20 protein-coding genes and 1 tRNA gene are annotated in these 23404 nt (G+C 47.8%); 7 read left to right on the top strand and 14 right to left on the bottom strand.

Annotated elements, in window-relative coordinates; genetic code table 11:
* Nucleotides 1-6: 6 nt before the first annotated feature.
* The gene (locus tag ACYVI9_RS07800) at nt 7-2472 is read right to left on the bottom strand and encodes an ATP-dependent Clp protease ATP-binding subunit (RefSeq protein WP_460762935.1); all 2466 of its coding nucleotides are present in this window, start codon (nt 2470-2472) and stop codon (nt 7-9) included.
* A 10-nt stretch (nt 2473-2482) separates the two neighbouring features.
* A complete protein-coding gene (locus ACYVI9_RS07795; protein WP_460762932.1) occupies nt 2483-3562 on the bottom strand; it encodes a PKD domain-containing protein in 1080 nt (359 codons plus the stop codon).
* Between the two features lie 65 nt (nt 3563-3627).
* Here ACYVI9_RS07795 and ACYVI9_RS07790 point away from each other — a divergent pair, with 65 nt between their 5' ends.
* Nucleotides 3628-4305, top strand: coding sequence for a C40 family peptidase (locus tag ACYVI9_RS07790; RefSeq protein ID WP_460762929.1), 678 nt, complete (start codon nt 3628-3630; stop codon nt 4303-4305).
* Between the two features lie 30 nt (nt 4306-4335).
* On the opposite strand, the gene tssO is transcribed toward ACYVI9_RS07790, so the two are convergent.
* From tssO to ACYVI9_RS07750, 8 genes are all read right to left on the bottom strand, one after another.
* The gene (gene tssO, locus ACYVI9_RS07785) at nt 4336-4851 is read right to left on the bottom strand and encodes a type VI secretion system TssO (RefSeq protein WP_460762925.1); all 516 of its coding nucleotides are present in this window, start codon (nt 4849-4851) and stop codon (nt 4336-4338) included.
* A gap of 43 nt (nt 4852-4894) precedes the next feature.
* Nucleotides 4895-6070: a hypothetical protein gene (locus ACYVI9_RS07780; RefSeq protein ID WP_460762922.1), complete on the bottom strand. Its 1176-nt coding sequence runs from the start codon at nt 6068-6070 to the stop codon at nt 4895-4897.
* Between the two features lie 14 nt (nt 6071-6084).
* Nucleotides 6085-6954 (bottom strand): TssN family type VI secretion system protein, encoded by an 870-nt coding sequence (locus ACYVI9_RS07775; protein WP_460762918.1) that lies wholly within the window; start codon nt 6952-6954, stop codon nt 6085-6087.
* Nucleotides 6955-6995: 41 nt separating this feature from the next.
* Nucleotides 6996-7940 carry a hypothetical protein gene (locus tag ACYVI9_RS07770; protein WP_460762915.1) on the bottom strand — a complete coding sequence of 315 codons (945 nt, stop codon included), beginning with the start codon at nt 7938-7940 and terminating at the stop codon, nt 6996-6998.
* Nucleotides 7937-9808 carry a hypothetical protein gene (locus ACYVI9_RS07765; protein ID WP_460762912.1) on the bottom strand — a complete coding sequence of 624 codons (1872 nt, stop codon included), beginning with the start codon at nt 9806-9808 and terminating at the stop codon, nt 7937-7939. The genes ACYVI9_RS07770 and ACYVI9_RS07765 overlap by 4 nt, the downstream gene beginning before the upstream one ends.
* 7 nt (nt 9809-9815) lie before the next feature.
* Nucleotides 9816-10250, bottom strand: a complete 435-nt coding sequence (locus ACYVI9_RS07760) for a GPW/gp25 family protein (RefSeq protein WP_460762910.1) — start codon at nt 10248-10250, stop codon at nt 9816-9818.
* Between the two features lie 196 nt (nt 10251-10446).
* On the bottom strand, nt 10447-11340 hold the full coding sequence (locus ACYVI9_RS07755) for a J domain-containing protein (protein WP_460762907.1): 894 nt from the start codon (nt 11338-11340) through the stop codon (nt 10447-10449).
* A 5-nt stretch (nt 11341-11345) separates the two neighbouring features.
* Nucleotides 11346-11744 carry a hypothetical protein gene (locus ACYVI9_RS07750; RefSeq protein WP_460762905.1) on the bottom strand — a complete coding sequence of 133 codons (399 nt, stop codon included), beginning with the start codon at nt 11742-11744 and terminating at the stop codon, nt 11346-11348.
* A gap of 417 nt (nt 11745-12161) precedes the next feature.
* On the opposite strand from ACYVI9_RS07750, the gene ypfJ reads away from it, so the two are divergent.
* Nucleotides 12162-13004 (top strand): KPN_02809 family neutral zinc metallopeptidase, encoded by an 843-nt coding sequence (ypfJ, locus tag ACYVI9_RS07745; RefSeq protein WP_460762902.1) that lies wholly within the window; start codon nt 12162-12164, stop codon nt 13002-13004.
* A 31-nt stretch (nt 13005-13035) separates the two neighbouring features.
* On the opposite strand, the gene ACYVI9_RS07740 is transcribed toward ypfJ, so the two are convergent.
* Together ACYVI9_RS07740 and dnaK are read right to left on the bottom strand one after the other, a co-directional pair.
* Entirely contained in the window at nt 13036-14430 is a 1395-nt protein-coding gene (locus ACYVI9_RS07740) for an alpha-amylase family glycosyl hydrolase (RefSeq protein ID WP_460762900.1), read from the bottom strand.
* Between the two features lie 162 nt (nt 14431-14592).
* The gene (dnaK, locus tag ACYVI9_RS07735) at nt 14593-16515 is read right to left on the bottom strand and encodes a molecular chaperone DnaK (protein WP_460762898.1); all 1923 of its coding nucleotides are present in this window, start codon (nt 16513-16515) and stop codon (nt 14593-14595) included.
* 133 nt (nt 16516-16648) lie between these two features.
* Here dnaK and ACYVI9_RS07730 point away from each other — a divergent pair, with 133 nt between their 5' ends.
* The 5 genes from ACYVI9_RS07730 to ACYVI9_RS07710 all read left to right on the top strand — a co-directional run bounded on the left by ACYVI9_RS07730 (nt 16649) and on the right by ACYVI9_RS07710 (nt 21290).
* Nucleotides 16649-18067: a DUF4403 family protein gene (locus ACYVI9_RS07730; protein ID WP_460762896.1), complete on the top strand. Its 1419-nt coding sequence runs from the start codon at nt 16649-16651 to the stop codon at nt 18065-18067.
* A 175-nt stretch (nt 18068-18242) separates the two neighbouring features.
* Complete coding sequence (locus ACYVI9_RS07725) at nt 18243-18956, top strand: DUF4397 domain-containing protein (RefSeq protein WP_460762893.1); 714 nt, start codon at nt 18243-18245, stop codon at nt 18954-18956.
* A 156-nt stretch (nt 18957-19112) separates the two neighbouring features.
* Complete coding sequence (locus tag ACYVI9_RS07720; protein WP_460762890.1) at nt 19113-19724, top strand: RNA polymerase sigma factor; 612 nt, start codon at nt 19113-19115, stop codon at nt 19722-19724.
* Between the two features lie 2 nt (nt 19725-19726).
* A complete protein-coding gene (locus ACYVI9_RS07715) occupies nt 19727-21103 on the top strand; it encodes a hypothetical protein (protein WP_460762886.1) in 1377 nt (458 codons plus the stop codon).
* 102 nt (nt 21104-21205) lie between these two features.
* Nucleotides 21206-21290 (top strand) — tRNA-Ser (locus tag ACYVI9_RS07710).
* A gap of 604 nt (nt 21291-21894) precedes the next feature.
* On the opposite strand, the gene ACYVI9_RS07705 is transcribed toward ACYVI9_RS07710, so the two are convergent.
* Together ACYVI9_RS07705 and ACYVI9_RS07700 are read right to left on the bottom strand one after the other, a co-directional pair.
* Nucleotides 21895-22746 carry an aminotransferase-like domain-containing protein gene (locus ACYVI9_RS07705; RefSeq protein ID WP_460762883.1) on the bottom strand — a complete coding sequence of 284 codons (852 nt, stop codon included), beginning with the start codon at nt 22744-22746 and terminating at the stop codon, nt 21895-21897.
* Nucleotides 22641-23378 (bottom strand): GntR family transcriptional regulator, encoded by a 738-nt coding sequence (locus ACYVI9_RS07700; RefSeq protein ID WP_460762880.1) that lies wholly within the window; start codon nt 23376-23378, stop codon nt 22641-22643. The genes ACYVI9_RS07705 and ACYVI9_RS07700 overlap by 106 nt, the downstream gene beginning before the upstream one ends.
* Nucleotides 23379-23404 lie beyond the last annotated feature (26 nt).

Below are 23404 nucleotides of genomic sequence, written 5' to 3'. Positions count from 1 at the left end.
ATGGCATTAGTTACCCAGTGTCCAACGCATCGTTTCCCCCTCGGCATCCAGTGTAATGCTGCTGCCTGGTGCCAGTTCTCCTGAAATAATCTTTTTGGACAGTGGCCGGCGTATCTGGGAACGGATAACCCCATGCAATGGACGGGCGCCAAACTCCGGCGTAAAGCCCATCAGGGCAATGCGGGCTCTTGCCGACGGGGTAATTTTCAATTGAATCTGCTGCTTTTCCAGTGCAGCCAGCAGGTCTTTGAGGTGTATATCCAGTATCCGTTCCACCATTTGCTGTTTCATGGGCGCAAAGGGTACAATTTCGGTCAGTCTGCCCAGGAATTCCGGGCGGAAATGGTTGCCCATAACAGTCAACAGTTCGGTCGGCTGTGGCACTTCCTCCCGGTTAAAGGCTTCGACAACGTACTGACTTCCGATATTCGACGTAAATATCACCAGCGCATTGGAGAAATCCCCCTCCTTCCCGAGTTTGTCATGCAGTTTGCCCTCATCCATGATCTGCAGGAATAAATCAAAAACCGATGGATGCGCTTTTTCAATTTCGTCGAACAAAACGACAGAATAGGGTTGCTGCCGGATTTTATTGACCAGTAGTCCCCCTTCTTCATACCCCACATAACCGGGTGGCGCGCCATAGAGCAGGGCCGCTGAATGCTCTTCTTTAAATTCGCTCATATCAAAACGGATGATATTGGTTTCATCCTGAAACAGAAAATCTGCCAGGGCCTTGGCCAGTTCCGTCTTGCCGGTACCCGTGGGTCCCAGAAAGAAAAAGGAACCGATGGGCTGACCGGCTTTTCCCAGGCCGGATCGGGATTCCAATATGGATTCACTGATAACTTTCACCGCATGGTCCTGGCCGATGACCCGCTGTCCGAGAATATCCTGAATATTCAGGAGGCGTTCTTTTTCCTGCGCCTGTATCTTACCCAGTGGGATACCCGTCTTATCTGCGACAATCGAAATCACGTCATGTTTTTCCAGCTCATTCCGATGCTCCAGCACCAGGGGATCCAGCGTGGCATATACTTCATCCAGCCATTGGGTGATTAATGCAACGGTCTGCATTTGTCCGGGATCTTCGCCGGTAGGCACCGAAGACCAGATCACCGGACTCATACCGGATCTGAGCTGCTGATAATGCCAAATATATTCGGATACATCCACCGGATTTTCGGTGGCTTTCAGGGCTTCATATTCCTGCTTTCTGGCTAACAGTGTAGTCGCCCCTGTTTCGGACACCAATCGTAGCGCTGCCATGGAACGGTCCACCAGATCGATGGCGGCATCCGGCAGCCGACGGTCCTTGACATAGCGCCTGGCCAGACGAATGGCCTCCTGCAGGGTATCGTCCGCGGCAGCTATTTTATGATGAGATTCATACAGGGGCATCACGACCTTCATCATTCTGAAAGCGGTGGCTGCATCAGGTTCTTCCACATGCAGGATTTCAAAACGCCGGGCGAAAGCCTCATCTTTTTCTATATGCTTACGGTATTCATCTACGGTAGTCGCCCCGATGATGGTAATGGCGCCCCGGGCCAATTCCGGCTTCAGTAAATTTGCCGCACCTGAAAAAGGACCATTCCGGTCGAGCAGTACATGCATTTCGTCCACAAACAGGATGGCTTTTTCATATTGCTTGATTTCATGGATCACTGATTTCAGCCGCTCTTCGGTTTCCCCTTTATAAGAAGCACCAGCCGCCATTGCCCCATTATTCAGTTCAAAAACCCGGGCATTTTTAAGAAAGGACGGAACCTGACCTGCCGCAATTGCCAGAGCAAATCCATCCACCAGTGCGGTCTTACCCACCCCTGGTTCACCGGTCAGCAGTACATTGGGTTTACTGCGGCGGCTGAGAATTTCTGACATCATCCGAACTTCCTGTTCCCTTCCGATGATGGGGTCCAGCTGGTTTGCTGCTGCCGCAGCTGTCTTATCCGTACAGTATTTCTGCAAAGACTTTCCACCACCTGGTGCCGGAGCACCAGCAGTTTCTGCAGGTTCCAGTTCTCCCAGCAATTGCGCGGCCCGTTCACCCACGCTGGCAAGTTTAAGTAAAGCGTCGCGGCTTACCGGAAAAGTTTTCAATTGATCAAAACTAAACGCGATGCCCGGTGTGGCGATGGAGCACAGGACATGAAGTGGCGAAATCTCTTCGTCCATAACCTGCAGCCGGATGCTGTCAGCGTCATCGAGCAGGGCTTCAATTTCCGTAGCAGCCGGCAGGTCTTCCCTGGCTGTCGTGGATTTTGGCAGGTCTTCAATACGGATATCTGCCCAGTCGGCCAGATAATACACATCGATATCGGCCTGCACCAGCAAAGGATCCAGTTCCACATCCTTGTGCAATAAGGCTTTTAACAGGTGGGCGCCTGCATAAGCAGCATGCAGGTTTTCTTTGGCGATGGCTTTGGCAATCCTGATCGCCTGATCCAGAGTTTGTGACATTTGCATCATGCTGATTCAATTATTTAGACGAGGAAAGACCGAATAGGCCCTGCCTGTATGTCACGACGATATTTAATGAAGTAATACAATTGGTTTCAATATTCTTGGTGGGAATAACAGACATCTTCTTAATATCGGAAGCGCCTCTTTTCAGATTGGCGAGCTTGCTACAATACTCCGCAAAAGTGTAGGACTTACCATTCACATTGGTATAAATATTTGTGTTATTACAGAAATACTTGGCGAAGCTGGCAGCCGAGAGTTTTTTATCTGCCACGCCATATAACATTTTCTTCAAATCCTGAATGGAAAGATCCGGAGCTTTTACCACAGGTGGTGGCGCAGGCTTTGCCTCCGGTTTAGTTTCGGACTGGGGTTTGGGATTCAACTGCTCATCCAGGGGATCGGTTTCCGGGCGCGGGTTGGCAGGTCCGCGGGGCGCCTGTCTTTGTGGTCTTACCGGTGCTGTTACGGTCTTTTCCCGGGGTGGGTTGACAAAAATCTTTTTCACCAGAACCGATCTGTTATTGCCGTTAACAGTGAGGGTAATGGTTTTCCACCCGGGTTGCTTGTACACATAAGTGGGATCCTTACTAAATGCATCTACCACGTCGGTTTCACCGAAACGCCATTCCCAGGCATTGGCGTCATGGGTCGTATCATGGAAAGTAATCGGCATATTGATTTCAGCGGTTTCTGGGATGATCGCGCGGGGCATTTGGGAGGAATCCACAATTTCCGCTGCCTGCTGGACATAAATCGTCGTAGATTCCAGGCAACGGTTGTCCAGTTTCAGGGTAACAATATACTCGCCCGGTCGGTCAAAGGAATGCACAACGGTATGGCTTGCGGTCTTGCTGTCCTGATTGTCGCCAAAATCCCATTCATACACTTTGTATTTCGCTGCAACATCTGCCTCAAATCTTACCAGGGTTCCGGTCGTAATATTGGTAGTCAGGGTTTTAATGGAAAACGAACGGCAGGGTTTGTAATTGGAATAACGAACGGCAAACGCCATGGACCCCAGAACACAGGCCACTAAAAAGGCAATCACGACATTATCATCGAGTCGGAAAGACGTATTTTGCTTAGGTTCCATAATATCTTATTTAAGAATATTTGAAGCTTTATTCATCGGCTAATTATTAATTTTGCGGCATGCTCATGAAAATCGTACCCTTGCTGCTCCTGATCCTGTTCAGCGGATGCAACCTGCTTAAAAAAGCCCCGCAGCAGGATTACAGCCAGTTTATTTTTGAAGATGGTTTTGGACAGCCGGTTGACGTAGCCGTCATAAAGGACAGCACCAGGACGCCTGATGATCCCGTAATTCAGGAAGCCCAGACTGCATCCACACCAGTCCTCAAATCGGGAGAAGAAGCCCGTCTGAAATCCAAATACGCTGGCTTTCTGGAAGTCAGCCCTGATCAGATCAGGGATATTACCCTGTATCGGTTTATTGACGACTGGCTCTATACGCCTTACCGCTGGGCAGGCACTACCAAAAGGGGCATCGATTGTTCGGCATTCATCCAGCGTCTCTTTGCTGATGTTTACCATATCCGGATACCCCGGACTTCCATCCAACAATTCTATACACAGAATGTAGAACGCTTCCGGGTGCGCCAGGAACTGGCCAAAGGCGATCTGGTCTTTTTTCAGACCCTGAACAATGGCCAGGATGTCTCCCATGTGGGTATGTACCTCGACAACAATCGCTTTGTGAACGCTTCTTCTTCGCAGGGCGTGAGTATTGCCCGACTGAACGACCCTTATTGGTCTGCCAGATATGTCGGAGCCGGCAGGCTGATCGTTAATAAATCAGCCCGAATTAATAACTAGTCAAAGAGCTTCTTTTCAAAATAACTTTCATCAGTACATAGGACTGCCCTGTAAGGAGCGTACGGCCTGGGTACATTGAAGTAAATCACGCTGCAGTTGGGCATTGTCCGTACGGAGCTTTTCGAGTTCCTGGGGTTTGTTACCCAACTTGGCTACCAGATTGGTCGCTTCATTATAACGCTGAAACAAATCCACCACACTCGTATTGAGTCTTGCAAACACCGAACTGTCCTTGTATTGCAGTTCAGACAACTGCCGGATATTCGCACTAATCTGTGAATTGAGATAAGCGATATTGGCGGCGGGACTGCGCAGGGAGTCTATCAGAATTTTCGTTTCGTCCATGGTATTAATGAATTTCTCCTGTGCCGTCTGCTGAATCTTGAGTTTGGCGATCTGGGTTCGCATCATTTCATTCTCCCTGGCGGGTACCAGCGTATCAAAATAAAATGCGGTCAGTATGATGCCTACTGCCAGGAGAAAAAACAGTAAGAATTTCCAGAATGCAGCCCTTCTTTCTTTCGCATTAATAACAATCTGTGCCATCGCTATTGTAAGATTTTATTGAATAAAAAATGAATCGGTCTCATCAATCCGCCAGGAAGAAGCCCCTTCTTTTGGCAGCCATTTCTTCATCGGGAATGATGGCCTGCTCCTTAACGAAGATACCCGCCTCCCGCTTCTTGCCGATATAATCCAGTCCTGCCAGGGTATCGAATAAGGAAATGATCAGCCCGCAGAATTCTGTGTTTCTGCGGATACCCTGGTGAATATTCAGGTGGTCATAACGATAATTACAAATTTCAGTCAGGCTGTCTTCGAGTTCCCCCTGTTTAACATTACACCATTCGGTGAAATAATTGATCAGATCTTCCTTACCTGCGCCTGCATAGATATCCAGGGCATTCTTGATCGTCCGGGCCAGGCCGGCAGTGGCGGTAAAAAGTTCGATGGGCGGGTTATAGCGGGTATGTTGTTTATAAGAACCAAAAATTGTCGCAATAAATGTCAGCACCTGTTCACAAAGCCGGCTAAGTGGAGCAATGAGATCATTTTGCTGATTCTTCTGTATTATTTTCTGAAGAATCTGTAGCGCATCCAACTCCAGTTTGCCAAAAAACTGTTCTGTTTCAGCCTGATGCCGGATAAGCCGCTCGTCACTGTTGACGGTCGTACAGGCGGGAATATAATCTTCTACCAGGATCACCGTCTGGTCCTTTACCTGCAGTTTTCCCACTGGCAGCTGAAAGGCGCCCAGGGTATTCAGACTGGTCTCCTGCTCCTCCATCAATACGACTGAATATTTAGGCTGGGTAAAGGGCAGCCGGACGGGCTGTTCTTCAGGATTGGCGGCGCCTGCAGGTTCCGGATTATAGGGGTCCACAGACAACACCACATAAAACGCATCGGAGCGGCCTTTCAGAGATTCAAAAGGCTGGCTTAATCCGGGAATCCGCGCTGCCAACGGCTGGGCACCGTCCGCTTCACCGGAGCTGATATCGATGATATAGCCACCCCGGGTAATCGCCAGACAGGAGAGCATCCGAAGGTTGACATGCTGGGTGTTATCCAGACTCAGCCAGATTTTAGTCCCCCGTTCCCCAGAAGACCGGGGCAGTACACCATAATTATGGTCATTCAGAAATGCGTTATTACTCAGTGCCTGCATGAAAACCTGGGCATTATGTTCGGCAATAAAATGCGTCTTATTGATCTTCATGCCGTTGATCCAGTTGACCGGCTTATAGGGGGTAATTTTGTCCATTGTATTAGTTTTTATCAGGAAACACGCATACACATGATTACGTCATTCTCCCTTACGTTATTGATAAAAATCGTTTTCTCTGCGTCTATATATTTGGTAAATAAGGTATACCATTTCGGCTTTTTAAAAAACACCCAGCCTGAAGCCTGGCCGGTATCATTCAAATAGACGATCGAAGCATTGGGATGCCGTTCATTATAATCGTTTATAAAATAATAGAACAATTCTCCGAACTCCATATCTGCAGGCGCCTTCGCCCGGAAATTGGTATAATGGCGGTCATTGGTCTTCTTCAGGAATTCGAAACTGATCACCAGCAGGTTGCGCAGTTTCTTCTCGTCCGGCTCGGCGATTTCCATATGGATTGGATAGTGCCATTGTTTCAGGATCTTGAAGGGAATCGCTATGGCTTTTTTATAAGTATACTGTACAAATAGCGGGATCAGAAAACTAAAAGCCGCAGTAAGCATGGTCAGGTCCATTTCCTGACGGTCAAAATACCGGTATACCATCATAAAACAAAGCCCGCCAATTGCTGCCACCGCAATCGTAAACAGGATTTCCGCCCAAAATGTCTTTTCATTGATCCATTTCATGTACTTATACAGGGTATACACATGCAGGATGCCCAGACCGATGAACAGGACCTGGAAGAGAATGAAGTACTGGGTATAGCTGTTGAATATATTCACAGCCACCAGCAATCCGATCAGGGCAAACAGGAATGCATAAGCCAACAGGTACCACAGTATGGGCTTTAGAAAGGGTTTGATGCTGCCGCGTAATTTGGAAATAATGATGCCTGCGACGGTAGACAGGCTCAAAAAGCCGATGCCCAGTACCGTTACCATGCCACGTAATGATGGTGAAAACCAGTTTTCCATTTTCAACGTACTATTTTGAACCAAAAGATACTCTATCATAACTACATAATACTTGAATAGCCGAGTATTACTTCTACGCCATCTTCAAAACTCATCCCCGGTGTTTTTTTATCCATAATAATTTCAATCGTAATATCGGCCTCCACGGGCGCGAAATATTCATTAAAGACCCGGATCAGCGCCTCTTTCCCGCCGCCCTCAATATAGTCACTGACCCTGGAATGTTTCAGCGGACCAATCTCATAGCTGAGTACCGGATAATCTTCAAAAAATTCCGTACCACAAACCATATAGTCACCCAGGGGCTGGCCCATACGGGTAATGGCATCATCCTGGACCTGTATGGGTTCAGGTGCTTTACGCCGGATCGAAACTTGTTCTTTCAGCAATAATTTTAAACAGGCCTCCGTCAGCGGAATATTTCCGTTGATCTGACTCGCATAAGGCAATAACAACAAAAACGACGCAGCTTCACGGGCGCCGAAGCTGACCGGCAGCCCCCAGAATTTCAGAAAATAAGCGGTTAAAGCCCGGTTGCGCAATGCATCCAACAGGCTGACTTCTTCTTTTTCAAGCATCAGCTGCTGTTGAAAATATTCGTTCTCCAGCGGTTGAAAGAATTTCCGTACGCCTTTTTCAATTTCGGCATTGACCTTATAACTGTTAATCATCTCCGACACCCCGGCCCGTTCCCGGAACGCTTTGGTCTGGGGTTGGTGGAAAAGGGATTCGGGCAGCATATCATAAAAACCCGCCCGGGATAATTCCAGTTCGAGATAGTATACATACCACTCATTTTCCACCATTTGGGCCCGACTGATATCTTTTACATATTCCCTGGAGAAAAACTCCTGCTGCTTAACCACAAATTCCTGGGCGCCCAGTCCGCCTTCCATCAGATGATGGACCAATACCTCTGCCCGCAGATCAACCGACCGGCTTTCCAATAACTGCATCAAATCATATAATCTTTCCTGCCCGATCATATGGCAACTTTTTGGGTATTAGGTTTGATAAATACGCGAAAGGGGATAAAAGCCATCGACCGGTCCCCTAGCTGTAACTCAAGTTGTTGCTGCCAATCCGCAATATGACCATTCTCCTGTGCTTCATCAAAATTCCGACGAGAAACCAGCACAGTTACGTCAATGGTTTTCATAAAGCCGGAATGCGTCGTAGCGGCCACTTTAAATCCTTTTTCAACCACCACTTCTTCCACAATTTTCCCCAGATTCATCCGGCAAAACAGCCGGATGTCTTCCCGGCTCATGATCCGGTCTTTCGAAAGCAAAGCATACTTATAAGCCACCACACTGTCTGACTGACTCAGTCGGTTCTTGCCACCGGTGGTAGCGGTCAGCAGAAAAACACTGGAGGGTTTAACGGCACCTGTCTTATAAGGCTGTAAACGGGTTCCGGGCCGGATCGCATTGGCCAGGCTTCCATTGGTACTCCAGTAAGTAACATACAAAAATTTTGAACGGCTGCGTTGCTGGTTGCGCACCATCAGATAAGGCGTAACCGAAGCGCTGTTGGAACTGCCCCCGATCAATTGTTCGATCTTGGTAATAGATTGCTGCAAAGATTTGATCTCCTGGGAAATCAGGTCTTTCCCCAATTTGGAAAAAGCAGCACTCTCATCCCGGAGCAACTGTACCAGATTTTCAATTACCATCGAAGCTTCCCGCTCGTCAAACCGTCCGGCACCACCATAACGCATCAATATACTGAGTTCCTCCCCCTGTTGTTCTTCGTTGCTGCGCACATGCAGCCGGGTGCCCTGCTCATCTGTCACGCTGTCGGTATCAAAAAACTGGCTGTCTCCGGTAAGCAGTGGAATCACATTCATCATATCCTGCAAGCGGTAGGTAATATCATGTAGTTTGCGGTTGACCACAGGAAATGCATTGGCAAATACAGTAAGGTCTTCCAGCATCGCACTGGTAATATTCTCAGGAAAATCTATCCGTATCCATAGCAGGTTCGCTGCGGATAATTCTTTCAGGTCGGGACTAAAAACCGAGCGAACTGCTTCCGGTACACCAGCCGGCCCCCTTGGCAGTAAGCCCTTTTCCAGGGTCACGAAATAGGCTTCGTATGACTGAAGTACCTGCTGCAGAAAGCGGGTGGTATTGCCGGCCTGCTGCCGGAAAATCTGCTGCGCATAAGCATCGGCAGAAGTCGCTGTTTTAACATTAAAACCTTCGCGACTGGTCAGCGCCTGTTCCTGAACCGACCAGCGGGCGTATTTGAGCTGATTGTAGAAAACCTCCCGGCTGACTTCACTGCGGTACTGGAAATAAAACTGCGTCTGACTCAGGTCCGCAGGCGCCTGATCAAGGGCCAGCCAAAGGCTGCTGTTTGGCAGAAAGCCATTATCAGTCCCCAGGGCCAGGAGCTCCTTGGTCATTCCGTCTGTATAGCGAAAAAGCTTATTGTTGGTGGCTGCATATTTTACCGTCGCCCGGTTGAGATAAAAACCAGCCGCTGGCGTGAAAAAAATCTCCTGGGTCTGCTGCTTTTCTGAAGGTTGGCTGCTGCGCTGCGTCAGAAAAAACTGCTCCTTGTCGGAAATCCTGGTGCCTTCATCCAGACTATTGGCATTCAGAATCGCCGAGGCCTGGTGGGGACCAGTCAGTACGTCAGGCGCCAGCAACTGAATGATGCGTTCCATAACCCGGTTGCGGGAACGGTGGATTTCGCTGGAAATCCGCTCCAGTTCAGCAGCATTTACCGTTAGCAACAGGTTGACCAGTGGATCGAACCCTGAAGCGTCCTCCGTCTCCGGGTAACCCCAGATTCTGGCTGCCTGCTGCAGCATCCTGTTTCTTATTTGCTCCCTGCTTTCACTCATATCAAGTTTAATTATAAGACAACGGACTCACAAAAAAACTGTCCTTATAGACAATACTTTCATTGGTGGCCACGACCACGGCACTGATGGAAAAATCCAGTTTCCTTTTGATTCTCGGATCAGTGGTTTTATTCGGAGCTTCCTGGCCTACATGCATTTCCACTTTAATCTTCTCCAGCCGACTTTCATATTTCTTAATGATCTGGGAAAGTGACTGCAGGATCTGCTCTTTCTGCTGGTTCCGGTAAGAGATATTATCGAAATCCTCCTCCCATAGCCGGTTCCCGAAATCCGGATCACTGAGTAATTCACCGAATGCCGTGGTTAGGATCAGGTGCAGCTGGTGGGCAATCGATTCCTTCAGCCCACAGCGATCCAACTCCTTTTTGGCAGTAATGCTTCCTAAATCCAATGGTAAATTATAATAGCTATGAGAACTCATACCCGGCTTTTTATAATCAGGGTTGCGTATTAGCCAGGGTCAAAAGATATTTTCTTGATAGGTAAACGCGAAAAAATATAATTTCGGAAGACAAATATGCCTATTTTTTTCAAGTTTTCAAACCTTTTCCCCGTTTTTTTACGCGCCCGTTACGTTACTTGATGCGCATTAAGTCAACTTTCAGAAGTCCGCCGCTTTAAGGCAGAATTTCCAACTGGCTGACCCGGATCCAACCTTCCAGCCGGTAGTCCGGATGACTGATCGACTGAAATACAGCATAATAATAATCATCGCTTTTCCTGCTGATATTGATTTTATTGCCCTCAGACAGAAATGCTTCCGTTACCGTTCCGTCTTCAGGTGTATGATGAAAATAAGCTTTCGGTACGACGACCCGCGCCTGCAGGGTCACCGATTGGCCATAGGCGGTTGGCGAAGTTCGCTGAACCCGGGCCGGTTGCGTCGCAGTAGCACCGGCAGGTGCCGGCTGATCTGCTGTTACTTCCTGCGGCGCCTGCTGAATTACCAGTGCCGTCAGTAGTGAGACCAATAGCCAGATGAGCACAGCCGCCCCTAAAATCCCGGAGGCGATCATAGCCTTACGGTAGCCTGCCTTTTGTCTTCCCAGCTGGACGACCCGCTCTTGCAGCTCCTTTAAGTTTCTGTCGGCCCGAATTTCTTCTTTTCGGGCGGCAATAAAGTCCGGCGCCAGGTTTTCCAGGGTTGCAACCGCATGTTGGCGGACAGTGGCCTCTTGGCCCGTTTCATCCTTTTCCGGACTAATATCTTGTCGGGCCGTTTCGGCCTGATCGGTTGCTGCGGCCGATGTTTTACCCTTGGTCGTTGCCTGTCGGAACGCATTCCTGGTCGCATCATATACCTGATCGTATTCAGCGCGTACCTGAGGGTCAATTAAAACTTCAAAAGCCTCGATGACTTTCTTCGACCAGTCTTCAAAATACGGATCGCCTACATTCTTATCGGGATGAAATTTCAGCAATAATTTCCTGTAAGCGGTCCTGATCTGATCGGCTGTAGCGGACCGGGGTACCCCCAAAGTCTCGTAATAATTCTTAAGTGTTCCGGACATTTTCTCTATAAGTCTATCAGTTTTAGTACCTGTTTATTTCTTATCGTAACGGCGGTGCCGCTGCTAACCGCTTTACGGGCTTGATAGGTCCATATTTCCAGGCCATTATCTTCCTGTGTTACCGTATCGGGTGGCCCCCAGGCCAGGGTCAGAAAAACTGAAGGCATCCCTTTGCTGATTATGCCCTGTCGGATATCTGCCGCAAAGGTTTCACTGAACGCGCCATCAATCACTGTGAATACTTCCTGTTGCAGTGCCGCACTGTCTGAACGGCTGGCTTCCACGCTCCTGCGGGCTTTCTCCAGTTCCTGCGCCACGCCGCCCCCGGCCTTTAGGGATTTCCGGTGAAAATACAGGACTCCGGCCAGCGCGAGCAATACCAATAATATCTGTATTGTTAGCATATTATCTAATTAATTCTAGTCCGCTTTTCTGAGCTATCACCATCGAAAAACCGGAACCAGTGGGGCAAGGGCAACAGGTCAGGTTACCGGAATCAAAAAATGCTTCATCTGGGTCAGTTGCTTGATCTGTTTGCCATCGGGCAAGATCCGTAGTATGGTGCCTTGACACCCTTACCTGGGCCAAAATAATGAAAAACTTTCAGATTAAGAACAGGAAACTTTCCTTCTCCCGGCGAAGCGGCAAATCAGGTTTTCGCCGCTTCCCATCAGCTTTTACCCTGAAATAGGTCAGAAACAATTATTTTTGATTCAGCAAAATGCAGCTAGAATGGGGGTCGATAAGGCCGGGATATTTTCGGGACCGCGCTGCAGCCTGACGGCTTCGGGTTTCAGATAACAATTAAAAAAGGATTTCAGATGAAATGGAGAAACAGACGTGAAAGCAGTAATGTAGAAGACCGCCGTGGAGTGAGTGGCGGAGGTATCGCTGTCGGTGGAGGTATTGCCGGGCTGATCGTTTATCTGATTTATACCTTTCTGGGAGGATCCGGCGAACCACCGCAGCTCACGACGACGCAATCGGCCCCGATGAGCCAGGAGCAAAAGGCCGCGGAAGACGAAAGGGCTTCCTTTGTTAAAGTAGTACTTGCAGAAACCGAAGACGTCTGGAACCAGCTTTTTGCCCAGGCGGGAGAACAGTACCGGGAACCCACGCTGGTGCTATTCAGAAATCAGGTTGAATCGGCCTGCGGCGTAGCGGGCGCTTCTTCAGGACCATTTTATTGTCCCGGGGACCAGAAACTTTATATTGACCTCTCTTTTTATGATGAACTCAAAAGCGAGCTGAATGCGCCAGGTGATTTTGCCATGGCCTATGTAATTGCCCATGAAGTGGGTCACCATATCCAGAACCTGAGCGGTACAGCAGAAAAACTCAATCGGCTGCGGGGTCGGATCAGCGAAGCGGAATACAATAAATATTCTGTAAAAATGGAGCTCCAGGCAGATTTTCTGGCGGGTGTCTGGGCCCATTATACGCAACAAATGAAAAACATTATTGAACCGGGTGATATCGAAGAAGCGCTGAATGCCGCCAATGCGATCGGGGATGACCGTTTGCAAAAACAATCCAGGGGTTTTGTGGTACCCGATGCTTTTACCCATGGCAGTTCCGCCCAACGGATGTACTGGTTCAAAAAAGGCTTTACAACCGGCGATATCCGGCAGGGTGACACATTCAGCGATCCATCTTTAAACTAATCCCGGAGATCGCTCCTTGATCGTCGGAGGCTTACCGTACATAGACCCGATAAGCCCAGGGTTCCAGTTGCAGGGATTTTAAGGCGTCCGCATCCAGCGTCTCGCCGGTAAATGCCTCCTTAAACTGCCCTTCCCACTGCGCATCCTGCAGTTCCAGTTGCAGTGCTTCGGCGGACCAGTTGAGCAGTACCAATACGGCATGGGCCTCCTTTCGGCGGATATAGGCCAGCACTTTATCTGGCGCATTATGATTGAGCAGATGGGTAGTGACCGAAGGATCTCCGCCGCTAAGTGCCGGATTTTCATGATGCAATTCCAGCAATCTTTTATAAAAATCATGTAGGCCAAACCTGCCTGTCCAGGGTATGGGATCCCGGTCAAAAAAAGCCAGCCTTTTGTCTTTCAATGGCAGCTCCTGCCCGCTATAGACCAGTGGTATGCCATTCCATGTGGCACTAAATACAGCCAGCGAAGGAGCCATGGCACCATATTTCTCATATTCTGTTCCGTTCCAGCTGTTCTCATCATGATTGGTAGTAAACCAGGCCCGCATACTGCTATCCCCCAGTTGGTTATATTGCTGCAGCAGCTCCAGTAGTCCCGTCAGTGGCTGGTGTTGCTGATAAAAATCCCTGGTCGCATGCATCCATTTCCAGGAATAACTGGCGTCAAAAGCCGCGCCGTATTCCGGATTTTCCAGTTCATCAAATTCTCCCAGCCAAAACAGGGGTTTGAGGGCATCCAGTTGCGGGCGGGCTTCGCGCCAGAAATCCACCGGCACCCAGGAAGCCAGGTCACATCGAAAGCCGTCAATATCACATTGTTCCACCCAGAATTTCATTGCCTGGATCATTGCCTGACGCAGTTCCGGATTATCGTAATTCAGTTCAATAATATCATCCATGCCGCTGGCTATCTGAAAAGTCCCGGTCGCCGTATCTTTCAGATAATAATCCGGATGGCTGCGGGTCCAGACATGGTCCCATCCGGTATGATTGGCCACCCAGTCGATAATGAGTTTCAATCCCAGGGCATGTGCCCGGTCCACCAGCTTCTTAAAATCTTCCAGATTACCAAATTCCGGATTGATGGCCGTATAATCCGAGCAGGCATAATAACTGCCCAGACTGCCTTTCATTTTCTCCTGGGCAATGGGCGTAACCGGCATCAACCACAGTACCTGCACGCCCATATCCTTGAGACGGGGCAGCGAAGCCGCAAAGGCCTCGAAAGTACCTTCCGGCGTATATTGTCTGACATTGACTTCATAAATACTGGCATTTTGCCGCCAGTCGACAGCATGGGATTTTAACGTCATTGGTTGTTTTGTTTCAGTTTCTTGTAGGGGGTTTTGATCGGCGCGGGGCATCAGCTTGCAGGCCTGGAATGCCAGTACACCTAATAACAGAAGACGCCACTGTTTCATGGTACGCGGTTTTATAGGGAAAGATAAAGAATATTCCTTAAGCGTGTACTTAAAACATATCCGTTGCCTGCGGTAGACAATACGGCGGTACATAAAAAAATAAACCGCTCGTAATGAGCGGTTTATTGAAGTTTAAGTTAAATTATCTGTACCGGTAGCCGGTTACTTTACTTCTTCATAAGGGACATCGGTCACATCTTCTGCCCCGCCATCGCCCTGGCCACTGCCATTATTCGTTCCGGCCTGTCCCTGTGCGCCATTGCCTTCGGCACCGGGTTGACCCTGACTGGCTTTATACAGGTCCTCACTGGCGGCTGTCCATGCCGCATTCAATGCTTCCATGGCGCTGTCAATACCGGCGATATCCTGTTGCTTGTGGGCTTCTTTTAATTTTTCTGCCTCGGATTCAATTACTGATTTTTTATCGGCAGGAATTTTATCGCCGTATTCTTTCAACTGCTTTTCGGTCTGGAACACCAGACTGTCGGCCTGATTGAGTTTGTCGATTTTTTCCTTTTCCACCTTATCTGCTGCCTCATTGGCCTTGGCTTCGGCTTTCATCTTTTCTACTTCTTCCTTGCTGAGACCACTGCCGGCTTCGATATGTATTTTCTGTTCCTTACCCGTGCCTTTATCCTTGGCGGTGACATGCAGGATACCATTGGCATCGATATCAAAAGTCACTTCGATCTGCGGTACGCCACGAGGTGCCGGTGGAATGCCATCCAGATTGAAAATACCCAGGCTCTTGTTGTCTTTGGACATGGAACGCTCGCCCTGCAACACATGAATCTGTACACCAGGCTGATTATCGCTGGCTGTTGAGAATACTTCCGACTTCTTGGTAGGAATGGTCGTATTGGAAGGAATCAAAGCCGTCATTACTCCACCCATAGTTTCAATACCCAGCGAAAGTGGCGTCACATCCAGGAGCAATACATCCTTTACTTCACCGGTCAACACAGCACCCTGAATAGCGGCACCTACGGCAACTACTTCATCCGGGTTGACGCCCTTATTAGGCTTTTTGCCAAAAAATTTCTCTACAATATCCTGTACTTTAGGAATCCGGGTACTACCGCCCACCAAAATAACTTCCTGAATTTCTCCTGCTGACATTCCTGCGTCTTTCAGCGCTGCTTCACAGGGCTTCAGGCATCGTTCAAAAAGACTGTCTGCCAGCTGCTCGAATTTAGCGCGGGTGAGTTTTACCACCAGGTGCTTCGGTACTCCGTCAACTGCAGTGATATAAGGCAGGTTAATTTCTGTCTCTGTGGAACTGGAAAGTTCGATCTTGGCTTTCTCAGCGGCTTCTTTCAGGCGCTGCAGGGCCATCGGATCTTTACGCAGATCAATGGCTTCGTCTTTCTTAAATTCGTCAGCCAGCCAGTCCATGACCACGCGGTCAAAATCATCTCCTCCGAGATGCGTATCCCCGTTGGTGGATTTTACTTCAAAGACGCCGTCGCCCAGTTCCAGGATGGATACATCAAAAGTACCACCACCCAGATCAAATACGGCAATTTTATGTTCATGACCGCCTTTATCCAATCCATAAGCCAGTGCTGCTGCAGTAGGCTCATTGATGATCCGGCGGACATTCAGCCCGGCAATCTCACCCGCCTCCTTGGTCGCCTGACGCTGGGCATCATTAAAGTAAGCCGGAACGGTAATGACCGCTTCATTAACTTCCTGGCCCAGATAATCCTCTGCGGTTTTCTTCATTTTCTGTAAGGTCATTGCAGAAATTTCCTGCGGGGTATACAGACGTCCATCGATATCGATACGAACGGTATCATTATCACCTTTTACAACTTTATAACTCACATGGGTCAGTTCGTCTTTCACCTCGTCAAAACGACGCCCCATAAAACGTTTTACCGACATGATGGTATTCTGGGGGTTGGTGATCGCCTGTCTTTTGGCAGGATCGCCCACTTTACGCTCCCCGTTTTTCAAGAATGCCACCACAGAAGGTGTGGTTCTGCGGCCTTCATCATTTGCAATCACAACAGGTTCATTGCCTTCCATTACAGAGACACAACTGTTGGTTGTTCCTAAATCTATCCCGATTATTTTTCCCATATTATTTAAATTTCTCCTTTTAGTAATATTTGTCTTTGCGAAGACAACTTGAGTTGTTCAATGATTATGCCGTTATACCGGAATATGCAAAAATGTCAGTTATTGCCCTAAAATCCCTTAGTTTTAGCCTGAAATGCAACAGCGCTTCCTTTGTCTGACCCTGTTACTGCTGCTGCTCCTGCCCCGGGGTGTGGCCGGCCAGCTGATACCTACTGCCGACGAACTGGCATTTGAACCCGCTCCGGTTTCGGAATTGGACCTGCCCGTAGAAATTGACCTGAAACCCTTTTACCGGCTGGCCGATACCAAGGTGGATACCCTCTTTACTTCAGCAGGATATCCGAACAACTGGGCCTATAATGGTTGTGATACCCGGTACAAATACAGTTTCAGGCGGGGTCCTCTGCAGTTCAGCCTGAACGGTACCAGACTCGATATTGCTTTTACCGGCTATTACCGGATTGTCGGGTCAACCCGGGTATGTGTCAATGGCAGTCCGGTGACACCCTGGACACCACCCTGTACCTGTGGATTTGATGAAGCCGAGCGCCGGGTTCAGGTATCTTATAGCGTACAGATCACCCTGCTAAAGAACTATAAGGTGCTGATGCGGGTTACCAGAAATGAACCCCGTCCCCTGGATCGGTGTACAGTTTGCTTCTGGGGCCAGGATATTACTGAAACTGTCATGCAATCCCTCAAGGCAGAACTGGATCTGTCGAAGGCAGAAATGGAGCGTAATTACGGCACAATCGATCTGAAGCCCCGCTTTCAGCAGATTTGGGACCAGCTCAACCGCCCCTATCAACTTAACGAGACAGGCTGGTTACAGATCCGGCCCCAGGCCTTCCGTGTAAACGCTTTCCGTTCTGTTAACGATCAACTCCGTATTCACCTTGGTCTCTCCGCCCAACCGGTGATCCTGTTGCGCCCACCGGCAACGCCGTCACAGGCCGTTCCCAATATCAGTGATCGACGTGCCGGACAGGGCTTTAATATTTTTATGGACGGACTACTGGGTTATGACAGTCTGAGCGGACTGCTCAGCCGTCAGCTTCAGGGACGGTCTTTTGAATTCCGCAAAGGACCCATCCGTAAAAAATTCGTTTTTGAATCCTGCCGGATCCGGAATGCGGAACAAGGGCGACTCCACCTGGAAATCCGGTTCAGCGGCACCGATAAAGGGTATTTTTATGTCACCGGAACTCCCGCGTATAATGATTCCACGCGTATATTCAGCATCCGTGAACTTGAATTTGATATCAAATCCCGTGATGCGCTACTCAAAATGGCGGACTGGATATTTGCGCGCCGGATTACTGCCGAAATCTCGCAAAAAGCCCAATTTGACCTCAGTCAATATGCAGATTCCGCCAAAACTGCAGCCAGCGCCCAGCTCAACCGGGAATTGCTGCCCGGGGTCAGGGGCCTGGGCCAGCTGGACAACATCAGTATTACCGCGATACAACCCGGAGCAAACTACCTGCTGATACGGATGAATGCCAGCGGACGCTTCGCCATCCGCGTCAGCGGTACCGCTATCAGCCTGTAGGCAGAAAGTTGCCCTCCTGTCCAACTCATCGGTTCCATTGTTATGCCATTGATAATTTTAGGTGGCCTGTTGCGTTTTCCCTTCCGTTTACGTTCTACCATTAAAATCAGCTGATATACAATTTTTAATCCGTACCCTTTTTTTAATCTGAATTGTGATGTTTAATTTTAAAACAATGAAAACCAATATTTTATTTTCAGCTATTTTAGGAACCAGTCTACTGATCGGACTGGGGTCCTGTTCCAAGATGCTGGACAACCCTGATTATGACAATACCCTGAATGATGCCGCCGCTGTCAGTGTGGTACATGCTTCACCCGGTCTCTCCACCCTGGACGTAGCATTGGACGATAATCGTCTGGGCGTCAATTACTTTAATTATACCGACCGGGTGGATTATTTCCGAGCCTATCCAGGTAGCCGGAAATTCAAAGTATTTCACGCCAGTGCAGCCAGCAGCAACCCGGTTTTTTCCAAGGACCTGAACTTTGAGGTAGGGAAATATTATTCCGTATTTATTGTGGATACCGCAGCAAAAATGGATGCCGTTTCCGTTCGCGACAGTACCCGGGCCGCAGGCAGAGACTCCGTCCGGTTACGACTGGTCAATATGAGTCCCGACGCGCCGGGACTGGACCTTTATGTCAAAGGGGAAACCACGCCCATTGTCAGCAATATTACTTATAAGAAAGCCGGTAATTTCATCAGTTTCCTTTCAGCAGGCAACCTTGTTTTTGAAATCAAAAGAACGGGTACCAATCAACTGCTGGCGACTTCAGAAACCATGAATTTATATGAAGGCTTTATTTATACCTTATGGACAGGTGGTTATATAGGCGGCAATGAGGCAAAAGGCACCAGAATAAAACTAGACGCTTATCGTCATTAATTATATCTGTACTCAAAATTGATGCTGAATAGATGATCGGCCTGCACCATACCTATGAGGGCTGATCTTTATTTTTGTACCGATTTATGATGGAGACGAGGGTCTGGAAACAGGAATGAAATATAAGATTGAAATCGTAAATTAAAAGATGAAATCATGCTGCTAGAGAAAGCAGCCCTAAAGGAAAAGAAAAATAAATCGGCATTGGCATTAAGCTGTGAAGCACTGGAGGAACTTCTGAGAGGGTGCCAAAGGAATGTGGAGCATCACCAGGAAGCGCTTTACAAAGCCTATTACGGCTATGTAAAAGGCGTTGTGATTCGTTATGTAAATGACTACCAGGCGACTGAAGAGTTGATCAATGATAGTTTTATTAAAATTTTCAGCAAGGTGTCCAGTTTCGGCGCACTGGAACAGTCCGGAGATCTGCAGCTCTCGTTTAAAGCCTGGATCGCCAGGATCGCTTCCAGAACATCCATCGATTTCCTGAGGAAAAAGAAAATACAATTCACCAGCGACGAAATCACGGAACAGCAGACGCCGGTGAGCCTGTCCGCCGCCCAGTATGCCGGAACTGAAGCCAAGGACATCCTTAAGTTGCTCAACGAACTACCCCAGACACAAAAAGCAATATTTAATTTATACGAGATAGAAGGGTTTTCGCACGAAGAAATCGGTAAAATACTTTCGATACCCGAAAATGTCAGCAGGTCCTATTTATCCAGGGCCAAAAGCCGTTTAAAATCATTATATCTTGAAAAATTTTGAGCATGAACCAGTTTGATGACGAATTTCTGGACCACATAAAAAAAGTGCTTCAGGCTCATGAGGAGCCTTATCAGGAAGGCGCATGGGAGCGATTTGCCAGGCAGGCCATACCGAGCCCGGCACCCCGCCGCAAAACCGTCTCTCTGCTGAAATGGACTGCTGCTGCCGCCGCGGTACTGGCTGCTGTATTTCTTTTCGCGAAAATTTATTCTACATTAAACCCTCAAAAAAACGCTGACAGTCCTGCCATTGCTACAAAACAAACGCCTGAACTACCCATTCAACAACCTGCTGCTACAGAAGAGAATGGTTTGGCAGCCATCAGCCCTGAACCCGCTACACCGGATCAGGGTATCGGAACCGTACCATCCACCGATCTAAGCACACCGCCTTATACTACACTGCAATATGCCCGACCGGACCGGAGTACCCGGGTACAGTGGCGGGACAATAACCAGGTCGTTGCTAACCGGCTACCTGCCGTACCCCAAATAAGGGAGCGGATTCCGCAACCCACTAATCCGACAACGCCTGCCACTTCCAAGGAGCAACCTGCGAATGTCGATTTCTGGAAAAACAGGGTTGTGGAAGCCCAACCGGAGACCGTCCCTGCTGCGCGACCTGAACCTCAGGTAAATCTGGCGGCGGCCACCCACCGTGAATCCACATCTAATCCTAAGGAAGGCACCAGACGGTGGCAGTCGAGTCTCTATGTTTCTCCGGTGTTTGGTGACCTGGGCGTTAGTATGGGTTATGGCTACTCACTGGGCTACGCCATCAATGATAAAATAAAAATCAGTTCCGGGATCGCTCATACCAAGATATCCGGGTCCCGGTCATTTGACCCCGAACCTCAGCCAGCGGCTGCCGCCACAATGGCGGAATCGCCAAAAGGAGCTTTAAAAACGGCGTCTTTCACCACCAACGCCCTTACGGCACCGCAACAGACCACTTCCATCCAGCAGGTCGAAGGTACCCTCTCCGGAATCGACATCCCACTGGAATTGAATTACAATATCAGTAAGAAATTCTATGTAAGCGGCGGGGTTTCCGGACTGATTGTCATCAATGACCGGAAGACCTATACCCTGCTGGACAGCCGGGACGTCAAAGTTTCTGTTGAAACCAATAAAGGGAATATTAAAGAAGACAAGAATGTTACTTTTAGTAATTCCAGTATCAGTTCCGATCCGGAAGTAGTACCCAGTGAATCCATTCCCTTCCTGGGCTTTTATAACCTTTCAGCTGGCTACAAACAGAAAATCAATAGTAAAAACTCCGTCTCACTGGAACCCTTCGTGAAAATCCCCGTAAAAAATGTCACTCAACAACACCTGAATTATAGTGGTGTAGGGCTGCGCCTTAAGTTTGACTTTTAAAATCCAATACGGATTTTCCCCGGAATCCTGAAATTCCATTCGCTGAAAATCCGACTGTTAAAATCTTTTTGTCATATCCATTTGCACAACTATATTTGCGCCGGAGAGATGGCAGAGTGGTCGAATGCGGCGGTCTTGAAAACCGTTGACTGTAACAGGTCCGGGGGTTCGAATCCCTCTCTCTCCGCGGACCAACTTTGCTAAAAGCAAAGCAAATTTTTCAAAAGCTGATAAAACCTGCAATTCTAAAGGATGGCAGGTTTTTCGTTTTCGGGAAGGATGCTCAAAATTTTCAAAAACACTCAAAAAGGTTGTGGCTTATTCGTGGCACATCAGGCATTCAAAAAAATGCGCCACGATACACGTCGTAAACGTTTGAATACCAACCTGTAAAGCCCTTTAACGACTTGATTCAAAAGCATTTTGATTCTACATTTATATACAGTGCCGTAAAATCCAAAAGTCTTTTGCTTTTGGGATCTAAGGCACAAAATTGTTTCTTGTATAATACTGATATTTGCAACATCAGTATAAGATGTAAAAACCTCGTAAAGCACTTGCGCGTACACGTGTGGAGCGATCGTAAGACTTCTAACTCCTCGGAGCAGTAAGCAAATCGCTGTGAAGCATGAAGCACATTGGTCTTTAGCCAATGGGTAGTTCACAAACCTTTAAAATGTTGAATTATGCTAGAACAAAGCCTTGGATTAATTTTCTTTTTGAAAACACCAAGAAACAACAGTAAAATCAGGTTGAATTTCCTAAGGGTAACGAAAAACGCCGAGGTTCAATTAAATTAATCCTTTTAAAATTGCTATACTGTTGGACAACTTTTCTAAGGAGGAAGATGCAAAACCTAACCTGATACCATTTGTATTATAGGTCGGATATAGATGTGTTTTTCCGTCAGAAATATACAATCCTTTCTTATAAGCGTGTTGCGACAACTTTTCAAGGTTTATAGATTTATCAAATTCAGTCCATACAGTCATACCACCATCAGGTATTGAAAAATTCACGGCACTGCCTAACTCACTTTGTAATAGGTTGCAAAAGTGATTCCGCCTTTCTTGATATACAGCCGCTGTTTTTCTAAGGTAACGTTGTATTGTGCCTTCGTTGATCAGTTCTGCCATTGCGTTATCCAAAATATGGTCGCCCTGCCTATCAAGTAATACACGCACATTGGTAAGATGTTCGATTACATTTTCTGAAGCAGCCAAATACCCCATACGAAAAGCTGGAGATAAACTTTTACTGAATGAACCACAATAAATGACCATTCCGTTTTCATCAGCACTAGCAAGAGGCAGTAATGGCCGATGATTGTAATGAAAATCGAAATCATAGTCATCTTCAAAAATGATAAAGCCATATTCGTTGGCCAATTGAAGTAATTCCAATCTTCGGTCAATACGAAGCGACACTGTGGTAGGGTAATGATGGTGGGGGGTCACGTAAACCATCCTTACCTTTCTCCGCTTACATATATTCTTTAGTTCCTCAACAACCAAACCGTGTTCATCTACCGAAATGCTTATATAGTTTGCTTTGGCATGTACAAAATTATGTTCAGCACGCTGCCATCCCGGAATGCCGCAAACGACAACATCATTAGGATTAAGAAGAGAAGAGCAGTGCAAACAAGGTTAATTCCCATCAAGGTTCCTCTGATTGACAATATATTCCTCGGTGAAGTTTTTAGGCCCCTCGTTTCATTCAAATAATACGATATCGTTTTTCTATAAATCTCCGAACCATCGGGAAAGCTATAACTCCCAAATCTATCGTAAAGCCCGCTTCGGGTCAGTTGATTACGATATGCCCTGGACAATTCTTTAAGCGGAGCTAATCTAGGATCGGGATAGCCGTCGTCCAAGTGGAGATCTGCGGTAGGTACAAAATAAGGATTAGATAAATATTGCTGATTATTAACCGCAAAACCTGCTACTTTCCGAACGTCATGCAGCGGTTTTTTTAGAAGTTTTTTAGGTTCGAGCTCCGGAATATGCAATGAAACAAAAGTGCCGCGACCTATAAAACTTTCAAGCCAGCCCTGCATCTGCAGCTCTTCAAATGCTTTGACCACTGTAACCCTATTCAGCTTCAGCAGGTTTGCCAAATCTCTGGTTGAGGGTAATTTCTGACCTGACGTAAGCTGTCCGTGCTTTATCAAACCCAGTATTGCATCAGCCAACTGGAGATAAATTGATCTTTCATCTTCAGGGTTAAGTTTCAGATGATTAAATACATGTTTGAGAAATGGACTATCCATTTTATTAAAATTGGACTACGAATATA

This window comes from Niabella terrae (genome assembly GCF_054783135.1).
This window is presented reverse-complemented; position numbering and strand designations above follow the sequence as displayed.

Excerpts from the sequence above, each read along its gene's own strand:
- ACYVI9_RS07715 (WP_460762886.1), top strand. The coding sequence starts at position 19,727 with ATGAACCAGTTTGATGACGAATTTCTGGACCACATAAAAAAAGTGCTT.
- ACYVI9_RS07725 (WP_460762893.1), top strand. The coding sequence starts at position 18,243 with ATGAAAACCAATATTTTATTTTCAGCTATTTTAGGAACCAGTCTACTG.
- ACYVI9_RS07795 (WP_460762932.1), bottom strand. The coding sequence starts at position 3,562 with ATGGAACCTAAGCAAAATACGTCTTTCCGACTCGATGATAATGTCGTG.
- ACYVI9_RS07790 (WP_460762929.1), top strand. The coding sequence starts at position 3,628 with ATGAAAATCGTACCCTTGCTGCTCCTGATCCTGTTCAGCGGATGCAAC.
- ACYVI9_RS07700 (WP_460762880.1), bottom strand. The coding sequence starts at position 23,378 with ATGGATAGTCCATTTCTCAAACATGTATTTAATCATCTGAAACTTAAC.
- ACYVI9_RS07760 (WP_460762910.1), bottom strand. The coding sequence starts at position 10,250 with ATGAGTTCTCATAGCTATTATAATTTACCATTGGATTTAGGAAGCATT.
- ypfJ (WP_460762902.1), top strand. The coding sequence starts at position 12,162 with ATGAAATGGAGAAACAGACGTGAAAGCAGTAATGTAGAAGACCGCCGT.
- ACYVI9_RS07750 (WP_460762905.1), bottom strand. The coding sequence starts at position 11,744 with ATGCTAACAATACAGATATTATTGGTATTGCTCGCGCTGGCCGGAGTC.
- ACYVI9_RS07755 (WP_460762907.1), bottom strand. The coding sequence starts at position 11,340 with ATGTCCGGAACACTTAAGAATTATTACGAGACTTTGGGGGTACCCCGG.
- ACYVI9_RS07800 (WP_460762935.1), bottom strand. The coding sequence starts at position 2,472 with ATGATGCAAATGTCACAAACTCTGGATCAGGCGATCAGGATTGCCAAA.
- dnaK (WP_460762898.1), bottom strand. The coding sequence starts at position 16,515 with ATGGGAAAAATAATCGGGATAGATTTAGGAACAACCAACAGTTGTGTC.
- ACYVI9_RS07775 (WP_460762918.1), bottom strand. The coding sequence starts at position 6,954 with ATGGAAAACTGGTTTTCACCATCATTACGTGGCATGGTAACGGTACTG.
- ACYVI9_RS07765 (WP_460762912.1), bottom strand. The coding sequence starts at position 9,808 with ATGAGTGAAAGCAGGGAGCAAATAAGAAACAGGATGCTGCAGCAGGCA.
- tssO (WP_460762925.1), bottom strand. The coding sequence starts at position 4,851 with ATGGCACAGATTGTTATTAATGCGAAAGAAAGAAGGGCTGCATTCTGG.
- ACYVI9_RS07730 (WP_460762896.1), top strand. The coding sequence starts at position 16,649 with ATGCAACAGCGCTTCCTTTGTCTGACCCTGTTACTGCTGCTGCTCCTG.
- ACYVI9_RS07770 (WP_460762915.1), bottom strand. The coding sequence starts at position 7,940 with ATGATCGGGCAGGAAAGATTATATGATTTGATGCAGTTATTGGAAAGC.
- ACYVI9_RS07740 (WP_460762900.1), bottom strand. The coding sequence starts at position 14,430 with ATGAAACAGTGGCGTCTTCTGTTATTAGGTGTACTGGCATTCCAGGCC.
- ACYVI9_RS07780 (WP_460762922.1), bottom strand. The coding sequence starts at position 6,070 with ATGGACAAAATTACCCCCTATAAGCCGGTCAACTGGATCAACGGCATG.
- ACYVI9_RS07720 (WP_460762890.1), top strand. The coding sequence starts at position 19,113 with ATGCTGCTAGAGAAAGCAGCCCTAAAGGAAAAGAAAAATAAATCGGCA.